The organism is Cellulomonas sp. PhB143 (assembly GCF_003752595.1).
Classification (GTDB): Bacteria; Actinomycetota; Actinomycetes; order Actinomycetales; family Cellulomonadaceae; genus Paraoerskovia.
The window spans coordinates 204,611-222,398 of the sequence record NZ_RKIJ01000013.1 but is presented as its reverse complement, the minus strand read 5'-3'; the positions used below and the strand labels follow the sequence as shown (position 1 = coordinate 222,398).

Here is a 17,788-nt window from a genome sequence, read left to right as displayed (position 1 = left end):
CCCGCTACGGACACACCGGACCATACGGGCAGCCTCGGACACCGAGGACGGCGCCGTCCTCGGTGGCGGCTCAGGACGCGGCGACACTTGCCGCGAGGAGCTCGACGGCGGCGGTGATCTCGGCGAGCGCGTCGAGGGACCGGCGCCACGCGCCCGGCACCTCGAGGGCGTGGTCCGCGCCGTCCACCTCGAGGACCTTGGCCCGCGAGGCGCGGGCCAGGGCGCCGTCCCACATCGCATCGGCCGTGCCGCCGGCGAGCAGGTGCTGCGCTGCGAGCCCGGCGGTGGCCGCCCGCACCTCCGACGCGAGCGAGCCGTCGAGGACCGGGGTCAGCCAGGCGCCGACCATCCCCAGCTCCAGCGCCGCGGGCATCGCGAGGGTCCCGAGCGACTTCGCCACGACGACGTGCGCGGCGCCCGGTGCGGCGCGCACCGCGTCGCGCAGGGTGGCTGCGTACACCTCCCGTGCCCGCGCCCACCCGGCGTCGCCCGACGGCGCGAGAGCCCAGTGCACCTGCCGTACCGTCCAGCCTGCGTCGTGCAGCGCCGTGCTCGGGTACGCGAGCAGCGGAGCGGCGGCCGTGTACCCGGAACCTGGCAGGACGGTCGCCACCCGCGCCGGGTCACCGGCAAGGACCTGCACCTCGTGGTCGCTCATGCCGAGATCCTCGAGGGTCATGGCCGGGCGGGCAAGGCGGGCGGCGCTCGTCGTGGTGCCGTATTGCCCTTGTGCGTGGCCACGGCGCGTGCGAGCGTCGCCGCCATGACACAGACCGAGAACGGACCCCTCGTCGTCACGGGGGTCGTCGACGCGCGCACGGACGGCCCCATGTCCGGGGACGAGCGGGCCGTCCTGGACCACTGGCTGGACCTGTACCGCGAGACGGTCCTGCTGAAGATCGCCGACCTGGACGCCGAGCAGCTGTGCCGGCGCTCGGTGCCGCCGTCGACCATGAGCCTGGTGGGCGTCGTCCGGCACCTGACCGAGGTCGAGGCCTACTGGCTGAGGGTCGTCCTGGTGGACGAGCAGGACGTCCCCGACTACTACTGCACGGTCGAGAGCCGGGACGGGGACTTCGACGACGTCGACCCCCGCACCGCGGCCGCGGACGTCGAGGCGTACCGCGCGGAGGTGGCGCGGACCCGTGCCGTCGCGGCGGGATGGCGCGACCTCGACGTGCCCGCCCGCGGCCTGCGGCGCGGCAAGGAGGTCAACCTCCGCTGGATCCTGGTGCACCTCGTCGAGGAGTACGCGCGGCACCTGGGACACATGGACCTTTTGCGCGAGGCCGTCGACGGCCGCACCGGATACTGAGCCCGCCGGCGCCGGGCGCTCAGCGCAGCCGGGCACGAAAGGCTCGAGCGACGTACGGCAGGTCGACCACAGACCGTCCCGCGAGGTCGGGATGGGTGAGGACAAGGTGGTCGACGGCGTCGAGCAGGGCGTCGCGAGCGTCGTCGGGCAGCGTGAGCAGGTAGCTGCGAGACGCGGCGAGCATGCGGAGATCGGTGGTGCGGACCCGGTCGGACCAGGGGAACGACGCGTGCTCGACCTCGGTGAACGCCGGACCGAGCGCGGGGGAGGCGTGATCGTGGGCCGTCCGGGGGTCGAGCCGGTCGCCCCGGTGGAGGATCTCACCGAAGCGGGCCACCCATCCGGCCCGCTCGTCCCGGTCGTTCCAGGTGACGCCCACCTGCCCGCCGGGCCGCAGGACCCGCGCGACCTCCGCGGCCGCGCGGGAGGGCTCGAACCAGTGCCACGCCTGCCCGACGAGCACCGCGTCGACGCAGCGACCGGGGAGCGGGATCGCCTCGGCAGTGCCGAGGTGCGTCGTCACGCCGGGCAGCCGCTCCCTGAGCTCGGTGAGCATGGCCGCAGAGGGTTCGACGGCGACGACGTCCAGGCCGCGGGCCGCGAGCGACGTCGTCAGGAGACCGGTCCCGGCCGCGAGGTCGAGGACCCGCTCGGCCCCGGCGGGAAGGAGCCAGTCGACGCACGCGACCGGGTACGCCGGTCGCACACCGGCGTAGAGCGCTGCGCCGCGCTCGAACGACGCCGCCCGGTCGGCAGGGGAGGAGGGGTCTGCCCGTCGTGCGGGCTGCGGCTCCGACATGCCCACAGCCTCTCAGGCATGCGGGCCGTGCATCGCTCGGCGGTGCTGGGCTCTGCCGGGCCTGCTGGGCCCGGTGAGCCCGGTGGTGGAGTGGCGGCCCGCCGACGCCGGAGCGGGGCGTGGGCGTAGGCGTGGGCGTGAGCGTGGATCCTGTGCTCACCACTGTGTTGTGCTAAACACTATGGTTTGAGCCGTATGTCCGATTGTGCAGACAGTACCGGCTCGATCGCCCGGCTGCAGCACGGCGTGCTGACGCAGGCTGGCGTGCCGCGCGCCGCGGACCGAGCGGCACGCGCAGTTCCGTCGTGCGGGCGGCGCAGCGGCAAGGGGAGGCCCGGACGCCGTCGCAGGGCCGTCGAGGACGGAGGACCTGGGTAGCCGATCGGATGCCCGAGAGCTCAGCGCCCAGGTCGCCGCCGGTTTCACGCGTGGAACGTTCTGGACGTCGGCACGGCGTGGCGTGAATCACGACGTGCCGACGTGCGCCGTCCAGCCCGACGGGATCTGTGCCGAGGCCGTCGTCGGGGCCGCCTGTGCCGGAGCGACCGGCGCGTCGGCTCGCGGCGGTCGTCGTCGTCGGTGGGCCGGCGCACGACCTCGCGAACCTGCCGCTCTGCGGCAGGCGGAGCAGGGTCGAGCGAGGAGCGGCGCGGCCGTCCATCAGCGCCTGTTCTGACATAATGCACATTATCGGCGCCGGGTTAGCGCGAACTGCCTGGGCCGATCTGCGCGAGAAACGTGTCGGCGACGTCCTCCTGTCATGAGTCCGCGCTTCCGCTCTGGTGACGGTCGTCGAGCTCAGCCAGGCCGCCAGGATGGGCCAGGTCGTAGGCCCGGGCGACCTTCTGTGGGACGACCATGCGCCACGCGTCGACGACGAGTTCGCGCGCCTCGGCCGGATCGAGCGCGGCGAGCTCGGCGTGCACCCAGTTGAATCGAAGGTCGGAATCCCCCGGCAGCTGGAACTTGACCGGGTCGCTCGCCACGAGCGCTGCCCGCTCCTCTCTCGGAAAGGCGAAGCCCATCACTCGCTCATCGAGGGAGAACGCGACGTACACGATCTGCTTGACCCGGAACTTCAGCCGGCCGCGTACGTAGACCGGGTACGACCGCTCCAGCTCGCTGCACAGCGATCGCACATCGTCGAGGACCGCCACGGTTCATGGTCGCACACGGTCCAGCGGCCAGTGGGCCCGGGCGCCCTCGGACCTGCGTAGCGCCGTCGACCGCGGGACATGGTGGGATGGCCCGGTGCCTGAGCCGCAGATGCCCGTGATCGAGATGTTGTGGGAGACGGTCGATCCTGCGGAAGCGCTGCGCGCGCGGTTCGGATTCCGCGACGCGGCGTCGGCCGGCCGCTGGGTGGCGACGACCCTGCTCGCGCACTGGGGTCTCGCGATCGATCGATGCGAACGCATCGTCATCAGCGACCGCAACGCGCTGGCATGGGTCGTGACGCCGTCGGGCCGGCTGCTCGCCAAGTGGTCCGTCGCCTCGTCCCGCTTTGCGCACCTATCCCGCGTGGCTCGCCTCACCGCGTGGCTCGACAGCGAGTCACTGCCCGTCTCCGCACCGCTGCCGGCCTTGGACGGTCGTCACCAGGTCGAGCTGGACAACGTCTCGATGAGCCTCCAGCGCGTCGTCGACGGCGATCTCCTCGACGTGGACGACGCCGTCCAGGTCAGAGCCGCCGGGGCGACCCTCGCCGAGCTTCACCGGGCCCTCGCCGCCTACCCGGCGGCCGACGAGCTCGTCCGGTCCGCCGAGCGCCCCGAGCCCTTGCCAGCGCGCATCACGGGGTGGCTCGGCGCCGCGCCGGCGCATGTGCCCGCGGCCGGTCGCCGCATGATGCGCCGCCTCGTGGCCGCGGCGCCGCCGGGCTTGCCCCCGGTCCAGCTGGTCCACGGAGACTTCCGTTCGTCGAACGTGCTCGCTGCCGGCCCGGCGATCGTCGCGGTCATCGACTTCGAAGAGGTACGGCTCGACTGGTGCATCGACGAGCTGGCCCGCTCGGCGGTGATGCTCGGGACCCGCTTTCGTCACTGGGGGCCCGTTCCCGCCGAGGTCCACGCGGCCTTCTTCTCCGGCTACCAGTCGGTGCGCCGGCTGACGCCCGTCGAGGAGCACTGGTGGGACGCCCTCGTGCTCTGGTACACGTGGGCTCTCGTTCCGACCGGCGACGACCCGACGGGATGGGGAGCTGCGGCCCAGAGGCAGCTGGACACCCTCCTCGGGACGCGGTGATCTCAACCCCAAAGAGGCATCGGGAGCGCGATCTCGCGCGAAGGCGCCGAGGAGAATTGCCTGGTGCACCGCCGTCGGCGCGACCTAGCGTTGCAGACATGACCCTTCGACTGGACTGGGTGGTCTTCGACGCTCACGACCCTGGCCGGCTGGCGCGCTTCTGGGCGGAGCTTCTCGAACGGGACAGCTCGGACGGCATCTACGGTCCGCAGCTCCCGGGCGCGGCGGGCCAGCTCGGCCTCGCCTTCTGCGCGAGACCCGAGGCGAGGTCGGGGCCGAACCGCGCCCACCTGCACCTGACGAGCACCACCCACCGGGACATGGACGCCACCGTGGCGTCCGCCCTCCGCCTGGGAGCAAGCCATCTCGACGTCGGTCAGACCCCGGACGAGGGCCACGTCGTTCTCGCCGACCCGGAAGGCAACGAGTTCTGCGTGATACCGCCGGGCAACGCCTACCTCGAGGGCTGCGGCGTGCTCGGCGAGCTGAACGGTGAGGGGACTCGCGAGCTCGGCCAGTTCTGGAGCTCGGCCCTGGACTGGCCGCTGGTCTGGGACCGCGACGGAGAGACCGCGGTGCAGGCGCCCGCGGGCGGCACGAAGATCTCCTGGTCCGGACCTCCCGTCGCACCGGTGACCGGGCGGATCCGCCAGCACCTCGCCCTCAGTACCGACGATCTGGACGGCGACCTCGCCAGGCTGCTCGCGCTCGGCGCGTCGCGCGTGGCGAGAAGGGGGCCCGACGGCACGTTTCGGCTCGCCGACCCCGACGGTCAGGAGCTCTGGCTGCGGGAGCGGCCGGACGCCGGGTGAGTGTCCCGCTCGACCTGCTCAGTCGTCGAACACGTGCCAGCAGATCGCGCTGCGCCGCCGCTGGTCGTCGAGCACCAGCGCGCGGACGACCGCGGGCACCAGTTCCCGCTGCCGGTCGCGCTCGGCGAGCCGCGCCGCCTCGGCGTCCTCGCCCTTCGCGGCTGCGTCGGCCGACGCAGCCTTGATCGCGTACGCGGCGGCGCCCAGGTCGTGCGCCGCGACGTGCGCGACCACCGCGGCCTGACCCGCCGCGTACGCGGCGTGCCGGGCGGCGCCCCGGAGCTCCCGGGCCGCGCCCATGGCGTGACCGCCCGCCGTGCGGGCCTGCGTCATCGTGACCTCGCCCGCGGCCCACCGCCGGGCGTGCTCGATGGCCTGGCGCGGCCGGGCGTCGTCGGGCCGCGCCGCCTCGAAGAGGCCGAGCACGCGCTCGGCGCAGCCCGCGGCCCACAGCGCAAGCAGGTGGTGGTCGGCGTCGGTCAGGGTGCCACCGCGACGCACGGTCACCAGGCGCGGGTCGCGGTCCTTCGACAGGATCACGGCCGGGAACCCATCTCCGGTGCGGCGGCGTCGGGCTGCGCGGTCATGCGCCCACGTACGCCGCGAGGTGCTCGCCCGTCAGCGTGGAGCGGGCCGCGACGAGGTCTGCCGGCGTGCCCTCGAAGACGACGCGGCCGCCGTCGTGCCCGGCGCCGGGACCGAGGTCGATGATCCAGTCGGCGTGCGCCATCACCGCCTGGTGGTGCTCGATGACGACGACGGAGCGTCCGGCGTCGACGATCCGGTCGAGCAGCCCGAGGAGGTTCTCCACGTCGGCGAGGTGCAGGCCCGTCGTGGGCTCGTCGAGCACCAGGATCCCGCCCTTCTCCCCCAGGTGCGTCGCGAGCTTGAGCCGCTGCCGCTCTCCCCCGGACAGCGTCGTCAGCGGCTGGCCCAGGCTGACATAACCGAGGCCGACGTCCTCCATCCGCTCGAGGACCGCCGCGGCCGCGGGCGTGCGGGCGGGGCCCTCGGAGAAGTAGGCGCGCGCGCGGGCCACGGGCAGGTCGAGGACCTGCGCGATGTTCAGCTCGCCGAGCCGGTGGTCGAGCACCTCGGCCCGGAACCGGGTCCCCCCGCACTCCTCGCACGGCGTGGTGACCGTCTCCATGAACCCGAGCTCGGTGTAGATGACGCCGGCGCCCTTGCACGCCGGGCAGGCGCCCTCGGAGTTGGCGCTGAACAGCGCGGGCTTGACCCCGTTGGCCTTGGCGAACGCCTTGCGGATCGGGTCGAGCATGCCCGTGTAGGTGGCGGGGTTGGAGCGTCGCGAACCCTTGACCGCGCTCTGGTCGATGGTGACGACGCCCTCGCGCCGCGAGATCGAGCCCTCCACGAGCGAGCTCTTGCCCGAGCCCGCGACGCCGGTCACGACGACCAGGACCCCGAGCGGCACGTCGACGTCGACGTCCTGCAGGTTGTGCGAGTGCGCCCCGCGCACCTCGAGGGTGCCCGACGGCGTGCGGGCGGCGGCCTTGAGCCGCGCGCGGTCGTCGAGATGGCGACCCGTGACCGTGCCGCTGGAGCGCAGGCCGTCCAGGGTGCCCTCGAACGTCACCTCTCCCCCGGCGGTGCCGGCCCCCGGGCCGAGGTCGACGACATGGTCCGCGATCCGGATCGTCTCGGGCTTGTGCTCGACGACGAGCACCGTGTTGCCCTTGTCCCGCAGCTGGAGCAGCAGGTCGTTCATCCGGTCGATGTCGTGCGGGTGCAGGCCGATCGTGGGTTCGTCGAAGACGTACGTGACGTCGGTGAGCGAGGAGCCGAGGTGGCGCAGCATCTTGATGCGCTGCGCCTCTCCCCCGGACAGCGTGCCGGACGGTCGGTCGAGGCTGAGGTACCCGAGGCCGAGGTCGACGAACGAGGAGAGGTTGTCCCCCAGCGCGGTGACGACGCTCGCCATCGCCGGGTCGTCGAGGTCGCGGATCCACGCCGCGAGGTCGGTGATCTGCATGGCGCACAGGTCGGCGATCGTCACGCCGCGGACCTTCGCGGAGCGCGCCGACTCCGACAGCCGGGTGCCGCCGCAGTCCGGGCACGTCGCGAACGTCGCGGCGCGCTCGACGAACGCCCGGATGTGCGGCTGCAGCGCGTCCACGTCCTTGGCGAACATCGACTTCTGGATCTTGGGGATCAGCCCCTCGTAGGTGACGTTGATCCCCTTGGCCTTGATCTTCGTCGGTTCCTTGTACAGCAGGTCGTGGCGCTGGGCGTCGGTGAACTCGCCCACGGGCCGGTCGGGCGGGAAGTACCCGGACTCGACGAACGTGGCGACCATCCACCCGTCGGCGGTGTAGCCGGGGACCTTGATGGCTCCGTCGAGCAGGGAGAGCGACTCGTCGACGATCTCGCCCAGGTCGAGGTCCGAGACGGTGCCGCGGCCCTCGCACCGCGGGCACATGCCGCCGTGGTAGATCGCCTCACGGACGATCTTCTTCTCGCCCGTCGCGGAGGTCATGACGCCGCTGGCCTTGCGCGCCGGGACGTTGAAGGAGAACGCCACGGGCGGGCCGACCTGCGGCTCGCCGAACCGGCTGAACAGGACGCGCAGGATCGCGTTGGCGTCGGTGACGGTCCCCACGGTCGAGCGGGGGTTCGCGCCGAGCCGCTCCTGGTCGACGACGATCGCCGTCGTCAGGCCCTCGAGCACGTCGACGTCCGGGCGGTCGACCGACGGCATGAAGCCCTGCAGGAACGCGGGATAGGTCTCGTTGATCATGCGCTGCGACTCGGCGGCGACCGTGTCGAAGACCAGCGAGCTCTTGCCGGACCCGGACACCCCGGTGAACACGGTGAGCCGGCGCTTGGGGATCTCGACGGTGACGTCCTTGAGGTTGTTCTCCCGTGCGCCCTGCACGCGGATCACGTCGTGCGTGTCGGCGGTGTGCGTGGCGCTCACCTCAGCGGACCTCGTCGATGCGGACCATGGTGCCCGCCGGGTCCGCGCCCGCGGCCCGGAGCCGCTCGACCGTGGCGTCGAGGTCCTTCATGGCCAGGGTGTGCGGGAAGCGCGTGGTGCGCAGGGTGAGGTCCATGCCTCTCACGCTAGGTGAAGGTCTGCTGCCGGCGCTCGCGGTGACGTCCGTGTCGCTGCCGCCGGCCACGGGCACGGCCACGGGCATAGCGACCCCGTGCCCGGGCGCCCGTGGTGTGTCCTTGCTCATTCCGGCGGCCGCCGACTTGCAGCGCCGGTGCGCGCCTGGAAACCTTGACTGGCGTTCCGGCGCGCTGTCCCGGCGATGAGTGCGCACGTTCACGGGACCTTCACCGGTCCACGGAACATCGATCGCCGTCCGGCGGTTCACTGTCTTTGGACGACGCTTCCGCTACCCCTTGGAGGACCACATGCCCGACCGTTCGTTGCGTGGAATGAGCATCGGCTCGAAGAGCATGGAGACCGACGAGGGCGTCGACTTCGCCCCCCGCTTCCAGGCCCACTACGACTGCCCGAACGGCCACACGATCATCCTGCCGTTCTCGACCGAGGCCGAGGTCCCCCCGGTCTGGGAGTGCCGTTGCGGCGAGGAGGCGCTCCTGCGCGACGCTGAGCGCCCCGAGCCCAAGGCGTCCAAGCCGCCGCGCACCCACTGGGACATGCTGCTCGAGCGCCGCACCATCTCCGAGCTGGAGGAGCTGCTCGACGAGCGTCTCGACCTGCTGCGCGCGGGGAAGCTGCGCCGCAGCGCCTGACCGCCCGCGCTGTCGAAGGCCCGCACCCGTCGCCCGGGTGCGGGCCTTCGTCGTCCCGGACGACGGGTACGCCGTCGGTGCGGGTATCAGTGCGGCAGGAGCTCCGGGGCCGGCTGCGCGTCGGGGGCGGCGGTCCGGGCCCGACGGCGTCCGCGGACCCCGGCGACCACGCCGCCGGCCAGCAGGAGCACCGACAGCGCCCACACGCCGCGCTCGACCCACCGCCCCGCGACCACCGCGGGCGTCAGCGAGGTGCGCAGCGGCAGCTCGGAGACCATCTGCGCCGCGGTGAACAGGTCCGTGGACTGCAGCACCGTCCCGTCGGGCGCGATCACGCCGCTGACGCCGACCGTCGAGATCTGCACGGTGGCGCGTCCGGTCTCCACCGCGCGCAGGCGCGACATCGCCAGCTGCTGCGTCGACTCCGCGGTGAACCCGAACGAGGCGTTGTTGGTCGGTATCACCAGGACCTCTCCCCCGTCGCGCACCGCGTCCTGGATCAGCCCGTCGTAGGCCACCTCGAAGCAGATCAGGGTCGCGAGCGGCACCGTGCGCCCGAGCCGGGGGACGTCGAGGTCCATCACCCCGGCGCCGCGCCCGGGGATCATGTCCGTGGTGATCCGGTCGACCTGGTCGCTGAACAGGCGCACGAACCCGCGGATGGGGATGTACTCCCCGAAGGCCGCCGGGTGCTGCTTGGCGTAGCGGTCGGTGACCCCGACCCCCGGCTCCCACAGCAGCAGCACGTTGTACCGGCCCCCCGACTCGGGGAACTCCTGCGCGCCCACGAGGATCGGGGCGCCGACGGTGCGCGCGGCGTCGTCGATGTCCGCGGCGACGTCGGGGTTCGTCTGGGGGTCGAGGTCGGAGCCGTTCTCCGGCCACAGGACGACGTCGAGGTCCCCCGGGTCGACCTGCTCGAGCAGCGCCTTGGTCCCGTCCACGTGGTTCTGCAGGACCTCGCCGCGGTTGGCGAAGGACCCCAGCCCGGGCTCGTCCACGTTCCCCTGCACGGCGCCGGTGCGCAGGGTGCCGTCCTGCGCGTCGGTCGCCAGCGGGATCGCGAGCGGCACCACGAGCAGGACTCCCGCGACCGCCACGACGACGACGCCGGCCCCCGCGCGCCGGGGCACGGCCTGCGCCCCCAGGGCCAGCAGCGCGACGCCGAGGAGCACGCCCACGGCCGCCACGAGGAAGGACACGAGCGGGGCGCCGCCGAGCCAGGCGGCGTGCAGCAGCGGGGAGTCCTCCTGGGAGAACGCGAGCTTGCCCCACGGGAAGCCGCCGAACGGCCAGATCGAGCGCCACTGCTCGACCGCGACCCACAGCAGCGGCAGCACCAGGACCTGCAGCCAGGCGTGCTCCCGTACGGCGGGGACGCGCCGCACCCAGGTCCATGCCGCGGCGAACCCCGCGACGAAGACGGACTCGGTGATGCTCAGCGCCAGCCACGGGACGGCCGCCGTCGCGACGTACGACCACCAGATGTGGGGCAGGAAGAACGCGAGCCCGTAGACGAGACCGACGAGCGCGTTCCACCACGCCCCGTCCCGGCGCAGCGCCAGGTACAGCAGGGCGACGCCGACGAACGCCGTCGGCCACCATCCCGTGTCGGGGAACGCCAGCATCGTGGCGACGCCGCCGGCCGCGGCGAGGAACAGCGTGGTGGAGCGGCGCGGCTCGGGATTTCGCACCCGAGCAGGGTACGGCACCCGCCCGGGCGTCCGGTGCGGGTCTCGCGCGGGCGCTGCGCCCGTGCGTCCGTCAGCCCAGCGCGTCGTGCAGGACGACGCCGTCGCGCACGGTCTGCAGGCACACCGGCTCCGGCTCGTCCCCGCCGAGCGCCGGCAGCAGCGGCGTCCCGGACCGGGCGTCCGTGCTCCACGAGGACACGCGCTGGTTGCCGCCCTGCACCGCCAGGTGCTCGGCGCGCCACACCGCGAGGTGCGCGGGCGCGCCGACGCGCAGCTCGCCGGCGCCCGAGTCGTCGAGGCCCGCCAGCCGCCAGCCGCCGCGCGTGTGCGCGCGGAACGCGGCGCGGGCCGAGATGCGCTGCTCCGGGTCGGCGTGCTCCAGGGTCGCGCGGACCGCGCCCCACGGGTCGAGCGGCGTGACGGGCGCGTCCGAGCCGAACGCGATCGGCACCCCCGCGCCCGCGAGGTCGGCGAACGCATTCATCCCCGCGACGCGCGTGCCCCCGAGCCGGGTCGCGTACATCCCGTCCGGCCCGCCCCAGGCGGCGTCGAAGCCGGGCTGGATGCTCAGGCACACGCCGAACAGCAGCAGCGACGCCAGGGCGTTCGCGTCCACCATCGGGGCGTGCTCGACGCGGTGGCGGGCCGCCCGCAGCGGACCGTTGCCCACCACCTCGGCGGCGGCCGCGAGCCCCTCGACGAAGACGTCCATCGCCCGGTCGCCGATGACGTGGAACCCGCCCTGGGTGCCCGCCTCGGTGACGGCCGCCAGGTGGGCGGCCACCTGCGCGGCGTCCAGGTACAGCAGCCCGCGGCCGTCGGGGCCGCCGGCACCCGGCACCGCCCCGCCGGCCGCACCGGCCGTCGTGCCGCCGAGGTCGCTGTACCGGTGACGCAGCGCGGCGGTGCGCGAGCCGATCGACCCGTCCACGTCCAGGTCGCCACCGATGCCCGCCAGCCCGGGCAGGTCCGCCAGGAGCGCGCGGGCGTCGTCGGCCGTCGCGCACAGCTCGCCGCGGTAGCCCACGACCGACGGGAGACCGGACCCCGGCTCGCGCGTCAGGTCGAGCAGCTCGCGCAGGCCCGCGCGGGTGTCGATGTGCGGGGCGCTGTTCTCGTGGATGCTGACGATGCCCCGCGACGCCGCGTGCTCGAGGACCACCCGGTACAGCTCGCTGCGCCGCTCGGGGCTCAGGTCGCGGGCCGCGTCCCGCGCGGCGTCGTTCGCCTCGCCCGTCACCCAGCCCTCGTCCGTCCAGCCCGGGCGCCCGGCGAGCCCCGCCCCCTCGGCCAGGGAGCTCGAGACGGCGGCCGAGTGCACGTCCACCCGCGCCGCGTAGACGCGCGCGCCCCGCGCCGCGTCGTCGAGCTCGCGGCGCGTGGGAGCACGGCCTTCCGGCCACGCCGTCTCGTCCCACCCGAAGGCGCGCAGCACGTCGTCGGCCGCCCCGGCGGGCCGGGAGTCCACCGCGTGCCGCACCGCCGCCAGAGCCTGGGCGAGGCTCGCCACGCCGGCGCTCGCGGACAGGTCGACGCCGGTCAGCGCCAGGGCCGTCTCCAGGGTGTGCACGTGGGCGTCGACGAACCCCGGCGCCACGAGCGCGCCGTCCAGCTCGACGACGCGGTCGGCGCGGTGCGCCATGCCGTCGGCCGTGTCGTCCGCCCCGATCCAGGTGATCAGGCCGTCGGCGACGAGGAGGGCTTCGGCGAACGGGTCGGCCGGCGAGTGCACGATGCCGCCCCGGTAGAGAGTCGTGGTCACGTCCCGCACCCTAGGCCGTCGGGCCGCTGCGGGCACAGCCGCGTGCCGGCTCCTGCCGGCGGCTACCGGCGCCGGTGCATGCCGACGGACGCGGGGGCCGTCTCGGTGAAGCCGTGCGCGCGGTACAGATGGTGCGCAGGGCCGTCCGCGATCAGAGACACGTAGGCGCCGGCGGGGGCGCCCGCATCGAGGGCGCCGGTCAGGGCCGCCATGATGCGAGGCCAGCCCCGCTCCCGTGCGCAAGGCGCGGTACGTCGCGGGGTCGGGCACACCGTCGACGACCTCGTACCCTTCCGCGTCCGGACCGGGGCCGGTCACCGCGGACCGGCGTGCGGGCACGCTCATCGGGGGCTCACAGGCTCGAGTAGGCGACGACGCCGCGGTGCACGGCATCGATCGCCTTGCGCGCGGTGGTGCGCAGCCTCGGCTGGGGTGCGGCCTTGGACAGCTGGTCGAGGACGTCGATGACCTGCTTGCACCAGCGCACGAAGTCGCCGGCGGCGAGCTCGGAGCCGCGCAGCACGTGGTCGAGGGACCGGCCGGTCGCCCAGCGGTGCACGGCCGTGACGATCCCGAGGTCCGGCTGGGACGTCGTGTCGACCCGGTGGGCGGCCTCGACGTCCTCGACCTCGGACCAGACGCGCACCGTGTCGTCCAGGGCCCGCGCGAGCACGCCCTGGGGGCCGCCCGGCACGTGCGGCTCGGTGCCCTCGTCGCGCCGCGCCTCGTAGACGATCGTGGAGACGGCCGCCGCGAGGCCCGGCGCGTCCAGCGCGTCCCACACGCCCCGGCGCAGGCACTCCGCGAGCAGCAGGTCGTTCTCGGCGTAGAGGCGGCGCAGCCACCGTCCGTCGTCCGTCACCGCGACGGAGCGCCGGCCGTCGAGCTCGACCTGCTCGAGGTAGCCCAGGTGCTCCAGCACGTCGCAGATGTGGTCGAAGACCCGCGCGATCGACCCCGTGCGCCCCTCGACCCGGCGCACGAGGGCGTCGTGCTCCTTCTTCAGCCGTGCCCAGCGCTCGGCCCAGCGGGCGTGGTCCTCGCGGTCGGGGCACGCGTGGCACGGGTGGGCGCGCAGCTCCTCGCGCAGCCGGGAGAGCTCGCGGTCGTCGTGGGCGGCGGACCGCACGCGGCCCCGGCCGCCGGGCGAGCCCCCGGACCGGCCGTCGGCCTCGGCGGCGGAGTCGCGCAGGGTCGCGGCCAGCGCAGCCCGGTCGCGGGGGGCGCGAGGGTTGAAGCCCTTCGGCACGCGCACCCGGGTCAGGGTCCGTACGCCGTGCGGGGCGTCGGCCACCGTGAGCTTCTTGACCTGCTTGTCCTGGGTGAGGACCGTCGGGCGGGGCCCGTCGAACCCGCCGTCGCCCTGGGCGAGGACCAGCACGTAGCCGGCCCGCCGGCCGGACGGGACCTCCACCACGTCGCCGGGGCGCAGCGCCTCGAACGCCGCGACGGTCGCCGCGCGCTGCTCGCTGCGGTCCGCTCGCCCGAGGTCCTGCTCGCGCGCCGCGATCCGGCGACGCAGGTCCGCGTACTCCGGGAAGCTTCCCCGGTCGCAGCGCATCGCCTCGGCGTACCCGTCGAGCGCCTCCGCGTGGGCCTGGGCCTGCTTCGCGAGGCCGACGACGCCGCGGTCCGCCTGGAACTGGGCGAAGGACGTCTCGAGCACGTCGCGCGCCCGGTCGCGACCGACCTGCTCGACGAGGTTGACGGCCATGTTGTAGGTGGGGCGGAAGCTGGACCGCAGCGGGTACAGCCGGCGCGACGCGAGCCCGGCCAGCGCCACCGGGTCGAGCCCCGGGTGCTCGACGACCACGGCGTGACCCTCGACGTCGATCCCCCGGCGCCCCGCGCGCCCCGTGAGCTGGGTGTACTCCCCCGGCGTCACGTCCACGTGGGACGTCCCGTCCCACTTGACGAGCTTCTCCAGCACCACCGAGCGCGCCGGCATGTTGATGCCGAGCGCGAGCGTCTCCGTCGCGAACACGACCTTGACCAGCCCGCGCGAGAACAGGTCCTCGACCGTCTCCTTGAAGATCGGCAGCATCCCCGCGTGGTGGGCCGCGATCCCCCGGGCCAGCGACTCCGCCCACGTGTGGAAGCCGAGCACCTGGAGGTCCTCCGCCGGGAGCGTCTGCGCACGCAGCTCGACGGCGGCCCGGATCTCGGCCTCCTCCGCCGGCGAGGTCAGGCGCAGCCCCGCGGTGAGGCACTGGGTGACCGCTCCCTCGCAGCCCGCGCGGGAGAAGATGAAGTAGATCGCCGGCAGCAGCGAGTCCTGGTGCAGGGCGTCGACCACGGCGAAGCGCGCGGGGGAACGGCGCGCGCCCCCGCCGCCCTGCCCCTGCCGCACCGGCTGGGCGGTCCGTCCCGCGCGCCCGCGGGCCTGCGCACGCCGCCCGCCCGGTCCGCGGAACCCGCGGTCCCCGCCCTGCCCCCGGGTGTCCCGGTCGGGGCGCCCCGCGCGCAGCGCCGCGACGAGCTCCGGGCTGATCGGCGGGTTCGTGCCCGGCGCGGTCGGGTCCACGTCCTGCGCGTACAGGTCGACGAGCTCGGGCCCGCCCCGCGCCTCGCGGGAGCCGACGGCGACGTGCTGCCACAGCGGCACGGGCCGGCGCTCGCTGACGACGACGGCCGTGTCGCCGCGCACCATGGCGAGCCAGTCGCCGAACTCCTCGGCGTTGGAGACCGTCGCCGAGAGCGAGACGAGCTGGACGTCGTCGGTCAGGTGGATGATCACCTCTTCCCAGACGGGGCCGCGGAACCGGTCGGCGAGGTAGTGCACCTCGTCCATGACGACGAACGCGAGACCGTCGAGGGCGGAGGACCCGGCGTAGAGCATGTTGCGCAGGACCTCGGTGGTCATCACGACGACGGGCGCGTCACCGTTGATCGCCGTGTCGCCGGTGAGCAGGCCGACGTCGTCGGGCCCGTAGCGGCGCACCAGGTCGGCGTACTTCTGGTTGGACAGCGCCTTGATGGGCGTCGTGTAGAACGCCTTGCGGCCGCCCGCGAGGGCGAGGTGGACGGCGAACTCCCCCACGATGGTCTTGCCCGCTCCCGTGGGGGCCGCGACGAGGACGCCGCGCCCCGCCTCGAGCGCCTGGCAGGCGTCCACCTGGAACGGGTCGAGCTCGAAACCGGCGACGCCGCGGAACCGGGCGAGCTCCGTGCGGTCCTCGTGGGCGCGCGCCCGGGCCGCGGTGTAGCGCTCGGCGGGCGACCCGGCGTCGGTGGTCGTGCGGGGTGTGCGCTCAGCCATGACGCCACCCTACGGTCGGGCGGCCCCGACCGGCGGCGCGAGGACGCGCAGCGCGCCGGGCACGACCTCGACGCGCAGGGGCAGGGGCCCGATGCGCTCCCCGTCGGCGAACGCCTCCGGGGGCAGCGCTCCGGCGCCGGTCGGCTCGAGCGTCACGCGGCGTGCCCGGAACGACTCGATCCCCTCGACACCGAGGTGCCGGCCCCGGTACATGCCCGGGAAGATCGAGGCGGCGCGCAGCCGGCCGAACGGGGCCGCGACGACCACGTCGAGCAGGCCGTCGTCGAACAGGGCACCCGGGGCGATGCGGATCCCGCCGCCGATCGCCGGCCCGTTCGCGACCGCGACGAGCGTGCCGGGCGAGTCCCACGTGCGGTCCTCGGTCGTGACGCGGTACCCGTACGGCGCGAAGCGGCGCAGCTCGGAGCCGACGGCGCGCACGTAGCTCGCCCGGCCCCGCGGCCACCGGATCTCGTTGGCACGGGCGTTGACGGCGGCGTCGAGGCCGGCCGAGAGCACCCCGCAGAACCAGCGGGCGGGCGCACCTCCCTCGGTGCCACCGGTGCCGTCGGCGCCCGCACCCAGGGCGACGACGGACGCCGCGTCGATCGTGCGCGGGCCCGCCGCCAGCGCGTCGAGCAGCGCCCGGACCCCCGTGCGGACGTCGCGGACGGGGAGGCCGAGCTCGCGTGCCGCGTCGTTGCCGCTGCCCGCGGCGACCAGACCCAGCGGGACCGTCGTCCCCGCGACGGCGTTGACGCCGAGGTGGGTCATCCCGTCGCCGCCGACGACGACCAGGGCGTCGACCGGGCCGCCGGCCGCCTCCGGGCGCGTGCCCCGGACGGCGGCCCGTGCGTTCTCGAGCGCGCCGGCGGCCGTCGTGGCGGAGAGGTTGACGACGTCGTGGCCCGCGGCGTCGAGGAGCGTGACGGCGCGACGCCCGGCGTCGAGGCCGTGCCCGCGGCCGGCGGTCGGGTTGACGACGACGCCGATCCGGGCGGACCGGTGCCGGTTCACGCGGCGGTCACGCGGCGGTCACGCGGCGGTCACGGTGCGAGAGCCTCGACGCGGCGGTCGATCCGCCGGTCGTGCACGGTGCACACGACCAGCGCGACCGCGTACAGCCCGCAGATGGGCAGCGCGACCCAGATCATCGTCAGCGCGTCGGGCGTCGGGGTCATCACCGCGGAGAACGCGAAGGCGATGAGCACGGCCCACCGCCACCCGTGGGCCCAGGTCCGGGCGCGGACGACGCCGAGGAAGTTCAGGGCGACCATCACGACCGGCAGCAGGAACGCGATCCCGAACGCGAGCACGAGGCGCATGACGAAGGAGAGATAGAGCTGCGCGTCGATGAAGTTCGCGGAGTCCGCGGGGACGAAGTCGGTGAGGACCTTCACGGCGTGCGGCAGCACCCACCACGCGAGCCAGGCGCCGCCCAGGAACAGCGGCACGCCCGAGCCGAGGAACGCGAACGCGTAGCGGCGCTCCTTGGAGGTCAGACCGGGGTTGACGAAGGCCCACAGCTGGTACATCCACCACGGCGTCGAGACCAGGATGCCGATGAACAGCGAGACCTTGAACTTCATGTCGATCGCGGTCGCGACCCCGCCGAAGTTCGTGGTGGTCAGCGTGTTGTTCTGCGCCGCGGCGTCGAGCAGGGGCTGCTGCAGGGCATGGAACACCGGGTCGTACAGGAACCAGCCGACGACGGCACCGACGACGATGCCGATCGAGGACAGGAAGAGCCTCTTGCGGATCTCCAGCAGATGCTCGCGCAGCGGCATCCGCGCGTCGGTGGCGCGGCGTGTGCGCGCCACGCGTCAGGCCTTCGGGTTCTCGTCCGTACGGCCCGGGGCGCGCGTGCTGTTCGGGTCCCACATGCCCGGCGGGAGGCTCGAGCCCGACGACGGTTCGGGCGTCGGAGGCGCGGGCGCCGGGGCCGCGGGCGTCACCGGCGGCTGGGCTCCGGCGGCCGGTGCCCCGGCCGGGTGCGTGGCCGGCGGTACGTCGGCCTTCTTGTCGTCGCCGCGCAGGTCCTCGACCTCGCTCTTGAAGATCTTCAGGGACTGGCCGACGCTCTTGGCGAGGTCGGGGAGGCGACGCGCACCGAACAGCAGCAGGATCACGACGACCAGCACGATGATGTGCCAGGGCTTGAGCGCGTTCACGGT

Annotated in this window: 17 protein-coding genes; 4 read left to right on the top strand and 13 right to left on the bottom strand. The window is 74.1% G+C overall.

Annotated features, from left to right (window positions below):
* Positions 1–70 precede the first annotated feature (70 nt).
* Positions 71–658 (bottom strand): alpha/beta hydrolase, encoded by a 588-nt coding sequence (locus EDF32_RS11170; protein ID WP_148061596.1) that lies wholly within the window; start codon positions 656–658, stop codon positions 71–73.
* A gap of 105 nt (positions 659–763) precedes the next feature.
* On the opposite strand from EDF32_RS11170, the gene EDF32_RS11165 reads away from it, so the two are divergent.
* Entirely contained in the window at positions 764–1,315 is a 552-nt protein-coding gene (locus EDF32_RS11165) for a DinB family protein (RefSeq protein ID WP_123308739.1), read from the top strand.
* A 19-nt stretch (positions 1,316–1,334) separates the two neighbouring features.
* On the opposite strand, the gene EDF32_RS11160 is transcribed toward EDF32_RS11165, so the two are convergent.
* Complete coding sequence (locus EDF32_RS11160) at positions 1,335–2,114, bottom strand: class I SAM-dependent methyltransferase (protein WP_123308738.1); 780 nt, start codon at positions 2,112–2,114, stop codon at positions 1,335–1,337.
* A gap of 758 nt (positions 2,115–2,872) precedes the next feature.
* Entirely contained in the window at positions 2,873–3,271 is a 399-nt protein-coding gene (locus tag EDF32_RS11155; protein ID WP_123308610.1) for an MmcQ/YjbR family DNA-binding protein, read from the bottom strand.
* Positions 3,272–3,365: 94 nt separating this feature from the next.
* Between EDF32_RS11155 and EDF32_RS11150 the strand changes: the two genes are divergently transcribed.
* Together EDF32_RS11150 and EDF32_RS11145 are read left to right on the top strand one after the other, a co-directional pair.
* A complete protein-coding gene (locus EDF32_RS11150; protein ID WP_123308609.1) occupies positions 3,366–4,358 on the top strand; it encodes a phosphotransferase in 993 nt (330 codons plus the stop codon).
* Between the two features lie 98 nt (positions 4,359–4,456).
* On the top strand, positions 4,457–5,170 hold the full coding sequence (locus EDF32_RS11145) for a VOC family protein (RefSeq protein ID WP_123308608.1): 714 nt from the start codon (positions 4,457–4,459) through the stop codon (positions 5,168–5,170).
* An 18-nt stretch (positions 5,171–5,188) separates the two neighbouring features.
* Here EDF32_RS11145 and EDF32_RS11140 read toward each other — a convergent pair whose 3' ends face one another.
* The 3 genes from EDF32_RS11140 to EDF32_RS14980 are packed head-to-tail and all read right to left on the bottom strand — an operon-like array spanning position 5,189 to position 8,244.
* Complete coding sequence (locus EDF32_RS11140) at positions 5,189–5,710, bottom strand: putative immunity protein (RefSeq protein WP_123308607.1); 522 nt, start codon at positions 5,708–5,710, stop codon at positions 5,189–5,191.
* A gap of 43 nt (positions 5,711–5,753) precedes the next feature.
* Complete coding sequence (locus EDF32_RS11135) at positions 5,754–8,108, bottom strand: excinuclease ABC subunit UvrA (RefSeq protein WP_123308606.1); 2,355 nt, start codon at positions 8,106–8,108, stop codon at positions 5,754–5,756.
* 1 nt (position 8,109) lies between these two features.
* Positions 8,110–8,244, bottom strand: coding sequence for a hypothetical protein (locus tag EDF32_RS14980; protein WP_255414258.1), 135 nt, complete (start codon positions 8,242–8,244; stop codon positions 8,110–8,112).
* Positions 8,245–8,554: 310 nt separating this feature from the next.
* On the opposite strand from EDF32_RS14980, the gene EDF32_RS11130 reads away from it, so the two are divergent.
* Positions 8,555–8,899, top strand: a complete 345-nt coding sequence (locus EDF32_RS11130; protein ID WP_123308605.1) for an RNA polymerase-binding protein RbpA — start codon at positions 8,555–8,557, stop codon at positions 8,897–8,899.
* An 86-nt stretch (positions 8,900–8,985) separates the two neighbouring features.
* On the opposite strand, the gene lnt is transcribed toward EDF32_RS11130, so the two are convergent.
* From lnt to tatA, 7 genes are all read right to left on the bottom strand, one after another.
* Positions 8,986–10,593 carry an apolipoprotein N-acyltransferase gene (gene lnt, locus EDF32_RS11125; RefSeq protein ID WP_370449972.1) on the bottom strand — a complete coding sequence of 536 codons (1,608 nt, stop codon included), beginning with the start codon at positions 10,591–10,593 and terminating at the stop codon, positions 8,986–8,988.
* A 70-nt stretch (positions 10,594–10,663) separates the two neighbouring features.
* The gene (locus EDF32_RS11120; protein WP_123308736.1) at positions 10,664–12,355 is read right to left on the bottom strand and encodes an amidohydrolase; all 1,692 of its coding nucleotides are present in this window, start codon (positions 12,353–12,355) and stop codon (positions 10,664–10,666) included.
* Between the two features lie 62 nt (positions 12,356–12,417).
* Positions 12,418–12,567, bottom strand: a complete 150-nt coding sequence (locus EDF32_RS11115) for a hypothetical protein (protein ID WP_199734914.1) — start codon at positions 12,565–12,567, stop codon at positions 12,418–12,420.
* 140 nt (positions 12,568–12,707) lie between these two features.
* Entirely contained in the window at positions 12,708–15,614 is a 2,907-nt protein-coding gene (locus tag EDF32_RS11110; RefSeq protein ID WP_123308604.1) for an RNA helicase, read from the bottom strand.
* Between the two features lie 9 nt (positions 15,615–15,623).
* Positions 15,624–16,631 carry a diacylglycerol kinase family protein gene (locus EDF32_RS11105; RefSeq protein WP_123308603.1) on the bottom strand — a complete coding sequence of 336 codons (1,008 nt, stop codon included), beginning with the start codon at positions 16,629–16,631 and terminating at the stop codon, positions 15,624–15,626.
* Between the two features lie 29 nt (positions 16,632–16,660).
* On the bottom strand, positions 16,661–17,401 hold the full coding sequence (tatC, locus tag EDF32_RS11100) for a twin-arginine translocase subunit TatC (protein WP_123308735.1): 741 nt from the start codon (positions 17,399–17,401) through the stop codon (positions 16,661–16,663).
* A gap of 36 nt (positions 17,402–17,437) precedes the next feature.
* Positions 17,438–17,785 (bottom strand): Sec-independent protein translocase subunit TatA, encoded by a 348-nt coding sequence (tatA, locus tag EDF32_RS11095; protein ID WP_123308602.1) that lies wholly within the window; start codon positions 17,783–17,785, stop codon positions 17,438–17,440.
* Between the last annotated feature and the right edge of the window lie 3 nt (positions 17,786–17,788).

Excerpts from the sequence above, each read along its gene's own strand:
- EDF32_RS11170 (WP_148061596.1), bottom strand. The coding sequence starts at position 658 with ATGAGCGACCACGAGGTGCAGGTCCTTGCCGGTGACCCGGCGCGGGTG.
- EDF32_RS11165 (WP_123308739.1), top strand. The coding sequence starts at position 764 with ATGACACAGACCGAGAACGGACCCCTCGTCGTCACGGGGGTCGTCGAC.
- EDF32_RS11160 (WP_123308738.1), bottom strand. The coding sequence starts at position 2,114 with ATGTCGGAGCCGCAGCCCGCACGACGGGCAGACCCCTCCTCCCCTGCC.
- EDF32_RS11145 (WP_123308608.1), top strand. The coding sequence starts at position 4,457 with ATGACCCTTCGACTGGACTGGGTGGTCTTCGACGCTCACGACCCTGGC.
- EDF32_RS14980 (WP_255414258.1), bottom strand. The coding sequence starts at position 8,244 with ATGGACCTCACCCTGCGCACCACGCGCTTCCCGCACACCCTGGCCATG.
- EDF32_RS11130 (WP_123308605.1), top strand. The coding sequence starts at position 8,555 with ATGCCCGACCGTTCGTTGCGTGGAATGAGCATCGGCTCGAAGAGCATG.
- EDF32_RS11115 (WP_199734914.1), bottom strand. The coding sequence starts at position 12,567 with ATGGCGGCCCTGACCGGCGCCCTCGATGCGGGCGCCCCCGCCGGCGCC.
- EDF32_RS11110 (WP_123308604.1), bottom strand. The coding sequence starts at position 15,614 with ATGGCTGAGCGCACACCCCGCACGACCACCGACGCCGGGTCGCCCGCC.
- tatC (WP_123308735.1), bottom strand. The coding sequence starts at position 17,401 with ATGCCGCTGCGCGAGCATCTGCTGGAGATCCGCAAGAGGCTCTTCCTG.